Here is a 5104-nt window from a genome sequence, read left to right as displayed (position 1 = left end):
CCGAGGAGCGAGAGCAAGGCGAGGGCAGCGAGGGACCGGCGCATGCTCAGAAATCCTCCGCGCGGATATTGGGTGGCGCCAGCTCGCGGTCTTCCGAGGTGTCTCGCCCCGATTGGGTGACGAAAGGCAACACCGGGATCCGCACCAGGGGATTGCTGGGGGGCTGCTCAGCAGGAATGAGACCGCCCATCAGGCCGCGCGGGTTGTCGGCAACGGTGAAGGCGGGGACGTCAAAGGAGGAAGGGGTTTCGTTCGGCAGCGTGAAAGGCAGCTCAATTGGTGGAGTGACCGGCAGTTCGGTGGGAGGGATTGGCGGAACCGGCGGCTCTGGCCTGGCGCAGACGCTGGCGGCGAGGGGGCAGTCATTGAACAGATAATCGAACTGATTGGGCGGCGGATCGCCGAGCTGCGTCCCGCCGGCGAAGCGGCGGCCGAGCGCTGCAGCGGTGCCGGTCGTGTCTCCGGTTATGCTGCCGGTCAGCACCGCGCTCGCCCCGTCCGTCACCCGCAGCGTCGCCGCGGTAAGCGCGCCACTCGCGCTGCCGCTGCCGCCGAGGAACAGCGCTACACTGCTGCTCGAGGCATCGAGCCCGCCGAAGCTGATCGAGGGCGACGTGATCGAGAGGCTCGGCGTCTGAGCGATGCCGGCGAGCGAGGCTGACTGAGAGGCATCGACGGTGATACCGGAGGTGCCGGCGATCAGGCCGTTTACGGTGACGGTCTGGCCGGACAGCGCCAGGCCACCCGCGAAGGCGATGGCGGAGAAGCCGTTCACCGCGACGGTGCCGGCCGGCGCCGAGAGCGAGAGTTCCGAAGCGCGGATGGTGCCGTCCACGGTGATGGAGCCGGCGGTCGCGGTAACCGTGCCGATGCCGCCCACCTCCACCAAGCTGCCCGATGGGATCGTCAGCGATGGGCCGGTGTTGACCAGCACGAGATCGCCGAAGATGCTGCTTTCGCCGAGGCGGCCAATGGCGTTCTGCCCGGCCAGCAGCACGCTGCCTTCGACGGCGCTGACGCGGAGTTCACCAACCGACGCGCGGCCAGCTCCTGTCGCCTCGATGCCGTTAGGGGTGCTGAGGGTTGCCGTGCCCGGTGTCGAAAGCGTGCCGCGCAACCGGAGCAAGCTGCCGATACTCAGGACGATGTCCCCGCCGGCGGAGAGATCGTCGAGATAGCCGAGGCTGACATTGGGCAGCGTCACGGCGCTACCGGCCTGGCCGGCGAGGATATCGGCGCCGAGCAGCGTGCCGTTGAGTTGCGTGATGTCGCCGAGGCTGCGCAGGTCGAGCCGGCCGACCTCGAGTGTCGGGCCGCCGGCGAAGTCCAAGTTGCCGGAGATCTCGAGCTGGGTCGCGGTGGCGGTGATCGCCCCACCGATGCTGGTGGCACCGAAGCGCAGCGTGTCGGTGGCGCCGATCTGACCGATCTCGAGATCGGCCAGCATGAGGGCGTTGGGGATCGCGGTTCCCGCCGCCGACAGGGCAACCTGCATTGGGCGTGGCGCCGCAGGCGCGATCTCGACAACCGGCGCGCGTACTGTGAGCCCCGGTGGGAAGCTGGCCGGCGGCAGGTCGAGCCCGTTCGCGCGGAGCGAAATGCGTTCCGCGGCTTCCAGGAAACCGCCGGCGAAGGTCGATCCAGGCTGCACCAGGAGCGTGCCCTGGGTCGTGAGTTCGATGATGTTGGCTGTCACCGCCTCGCCAATAGTGAGATCGGTCGCACCGTTCACGATGCGCAGCGCGCCGGGCACGTCGACGGCGGCCAGCGTCGCAATCGCATTGACGCCGCCATCCAGACGCACATCCCCGCCCGGCAGCAGGATCAGGCGTCCGGCGCTGACGCTGCCGCCCGTCTGCTGGATGCCGCCGGTGCCGGAGGCAAGGGTCAGGCCGCCGGCCATGCCGACCGTGCCCGCCAGCCGCAGCGTCGCGGTGGAGCCTGGGATCGGCGAACCGCCCTGGACGCCGGCGCCGATTGCGCTGCCAGTCTGGCCGGCATTGGTGCTGGTGACGCTGGCGCCCGTCGCGATCGTCACGTCGCCGGCAGCCGTCAGGCTAAAGAGGCCGTTGCCGGCGGCGATCGCGCCGGTCACCATCAGGGAGGCGCCTGGCCCGTCGACGGCGATGCTGACCGTATCAAGCCCGACACCGCCGCCGGTCACTGTGCCCGCGACGGTCAGGTTGGTCACGTTCCTGATCGTGATGTCGCCGTTCGCGGAGACTGGGCCGAGCTCATCGATGAGGTTGTTGCCCAGAAGAGCGACGCTCGCGCCCGTTCCTTCGGTGCTGACATTCAGCCGCGGCGTAATGATGGACGAGCCGGCGGCCTGGGTAATGCCGTTGGTCCGTTCGAGAAGATCGAAGATGCCGCCCACCCGTATCTCGCCCGTGACATTGGCAGGCACGGCCGGGCTGCCGCTGACGAGCAGGTAGTCGAGGGTAAGGCTGAGATTACCACGGACGTTCGATGCGCCGAGGGTCCTGATGAACAGCGGGGATCCAAAGATCGCATCACCTCCCGAGACCACGTTCAGCGTGTCGGCCGTGATCTGGGTGGGAAAGCCGCTCTGCGTGATGCCACCTGTGCCCGCACCGAGCTGCACAGGGTTCGTCCAGACTCCATTTGAGAGATTTCCCCCCGTATAGCCGTTGACAAGACCACCGATGGAGAGGCTGCCGGGACGGGTCAGATCCACGCCATCCGTTGTCGGATCGTAGGCCGCCAGGATGCGCAGGCCATTGCCACGCACCTCGGAAAGGACGCCCAGCCGGATCGAGCCACCGGCGGCGAGCAGGCCTGTGACTGCGCCCGGAGCTGTTCCAGCGCCCGATGCGATCACCGCCACGTTGGCGTTGTTGGGAAGGGAGAAGTCGCCGCCCGCCACGATACGGAATTGGTCGCCGAAGGCCGAGGCGTTGATGGCGATGTTGCCGCCCGCCGAGATGCCCAGGGCTCCGGCCGCGACCGTCTGGCCGTTCAGCACGACATTGCCGGCCGTCGCCCCGAGGGTCATGTCACCCGCGGCGGTCTGCATCTGGCGGATCGATTGCAGATTGCCACCGGCCGTGAGGCTCATGGGGCCTGATGAGCTGAAGGTGCCTCCACTGGGATTGGTGATGAGGATGTCACCGGAGGCGTTCATGGTGAGCGTACCGGCCGCCACCACACGCGCACCGACACTGATGCTGCCGCCGGCCACCATCGATATGGCGTTGCCGTCGATCGCGGCAGTGTTCGTGACGATACTGCCGGCCGCGTTCATGGTGAGGGCGTTATCCACCCTGAGCTGCTGAAAGAGGGTGATGTTGCCGCCTGCCAGCAGCGTGAGAGAGCCGCCACTGTTCGTGAAGATCCCCTGATTAACGTTGATGTCGCCCCCGCTGTTCAGCGTGAGGTCGCCTGTCGGCTTGTTGATAAACGCGTTGACGTTGATGAGTGTGTCGGCCTGGAGGATCAGCGCGCCGGAAGTGCCGGTGATGCTGCCGGGCGTGATATAGGCGTTGTCGTCTCCGGGATCGGGATCGGGTGCATCGGTGATTGTGAGGGACACGGGGTCAATGAGCACCGTGCCAGCATTGCCCGCCGGCGCGCCTGCATCCATGGAGCCCGTCACGCGCAAGCCGTGACCCCCCGAGACTTCGATGAAGCCGCCATCGCCGCCCTGTGGCCCGCCGCGCGCCGAGAGCCTGCCGTCCATCGCCGTCGCTTCCGTCGAATGCAGCACGATGCGCCCGCCCTGGCCGAGCACCGTCGCATCCGCGCGCAGCTCCGCCCCCGCCGCCACGCCGGTGCGCTCGGCCCGCCGGGGCGTCGCCGATCCCTGCCGCGTCTGCCCGAAGGCGATCTCGCCGCCGCCCGCGGTGCCGGAGGCATCGATCCGTGCGCCGGCTGCCGCCAGCACGCGATCCGCCACCACCTCGATCGTGCCGCCGCGCTGCCCGGCCGCGAGGCCGCGGGCGTCCACCTGGCCTTCGATGATCACAGCACCCCCGGTGCCGGCGATCACCACCTCGCCCCGCCGTCCGGTCGCGGCGTCGGTGTTGGCCGAGATCCGCCCGCCGGCGCGCACCAGGTTCTGCACGATCCCATCGGCGGCGGCGGCGGTCAGGCTGATCCGGCCGCCATCGGCCTGCAAGGTGCCGTCATTGCTCACCAGCGCGCCGCCATCGGCCGGCCGCTGCCGCACTGGGCTGGTGATCTCGATCGACATCAGCCCATCGCCATGGAGGTCGATCACATGCGTCTCGGCGCCGGCGATCGCGACGGTGCCGAGGCGCGCGCTGATCACGCCGCGATTGGCGACCTGGGGTGCCACCAGGGCCGCGATGCCGGCCTCGCGGGCGGTGATGGTGCCTTCGTTGACGATGCGCGCATCGGCGCGGCCCGGCCGGTCGAAGACCATGCGGCCGCCGGCCATGAAGCGCTGGTTGGCGATATCGGCGGTGGAGACGATGACCGACTGCGCCTCGACGCGGGCACCCGGGGCGAAGATGACGCCGGACTGGTTGACGATGGCGATGCCGCCATTGGCGGTGACCTGCCCGGCGATGCGGGACGGGTCGGCGCTGTTGACGCGGTTCAGCGTCATCGATCCGCTGTTGGGCTGCTGGAAGCGCACGGCATGGTCGCGGCCGACATCGAAGCCGCGCCAGTCGATCACCGCGCGGTCGGTCGCCTGGTTGACCTGGGTGCGGGCGGCATCCTGGGCGATGGTCGCGCTGCCTCCGCTGACCACGCCGCCCTGCGGCCGCGCATTCGGCGCCTGGGCGAGGGCGGGGGCAGCCGCAACCAGGGCGGTGCCGCAGAGCAGCAACCCGCGGAGGGCGGGGAAGGGGCGGCGGGGCATCATGGCCATGGCTCTCTTCCCTTCCTCAGAACCGGGTCAGCACGCGCCAATAGATCGCGTCCGCATGCAGCGGCGGCGCCCCGGCGCCGTTCGGGCGCCGGGTCACCCGGCGCACGCCTTCCAACTGGAATTCCGCGAAATCGTTCACCGGTACCCGGATCCCGATGCCGTAGGAGGAGATGCGGCGGTCGGGATCGATCGACTGGTTCTCGTAGGTGCGGCCCCAATCATAGAAGGCATAGGCCACCGGGGCGA

The 5104-nt window shown here is 69.0% G+C and carries 1 protein-coding gene and 1 pseudogene; both read right to left on the bottom strand.

Features of this window, described 5'->3' with window-relative positions:
- Nucleotides 1–46 precede the first annotated feature (46 nt).
- The gene (locus GXW71_RS34100) at nucleotides 47–4849 is read right to left on the bottom strand and encodes a two-partner secretion domain-containing protein (protein WP_367617424.1); all 4803 of its coding nucleotides are present in this window, start codon (nucleotides 4847–4849) and stop codon (nucleotides 47–49) included.
- Nucleotides 4850–4874: 25 nt separating this feature from the next.
- Nucleotides 4875–5104, bottom strand: a pseudogene (locus GXW71_RS34095) (hypothetical protein); the annotation flags it as partial.

Source organism: Plastoroseomonas hellenica (assembly GCF_018129085.1).
Taxonomy (GTDB): domain Bacteria; phylum Pseudomonadota; class Alphaproteobacteria; order Acetobacterales; family Acetobacteraceae; genus Plastoroseomonas; species Plastoroseomonas hellenica.
Note: the sequence above shows the minus strand (reverse complement) of the source record. Positions and strands in the feature narration are given on the sequence as shown.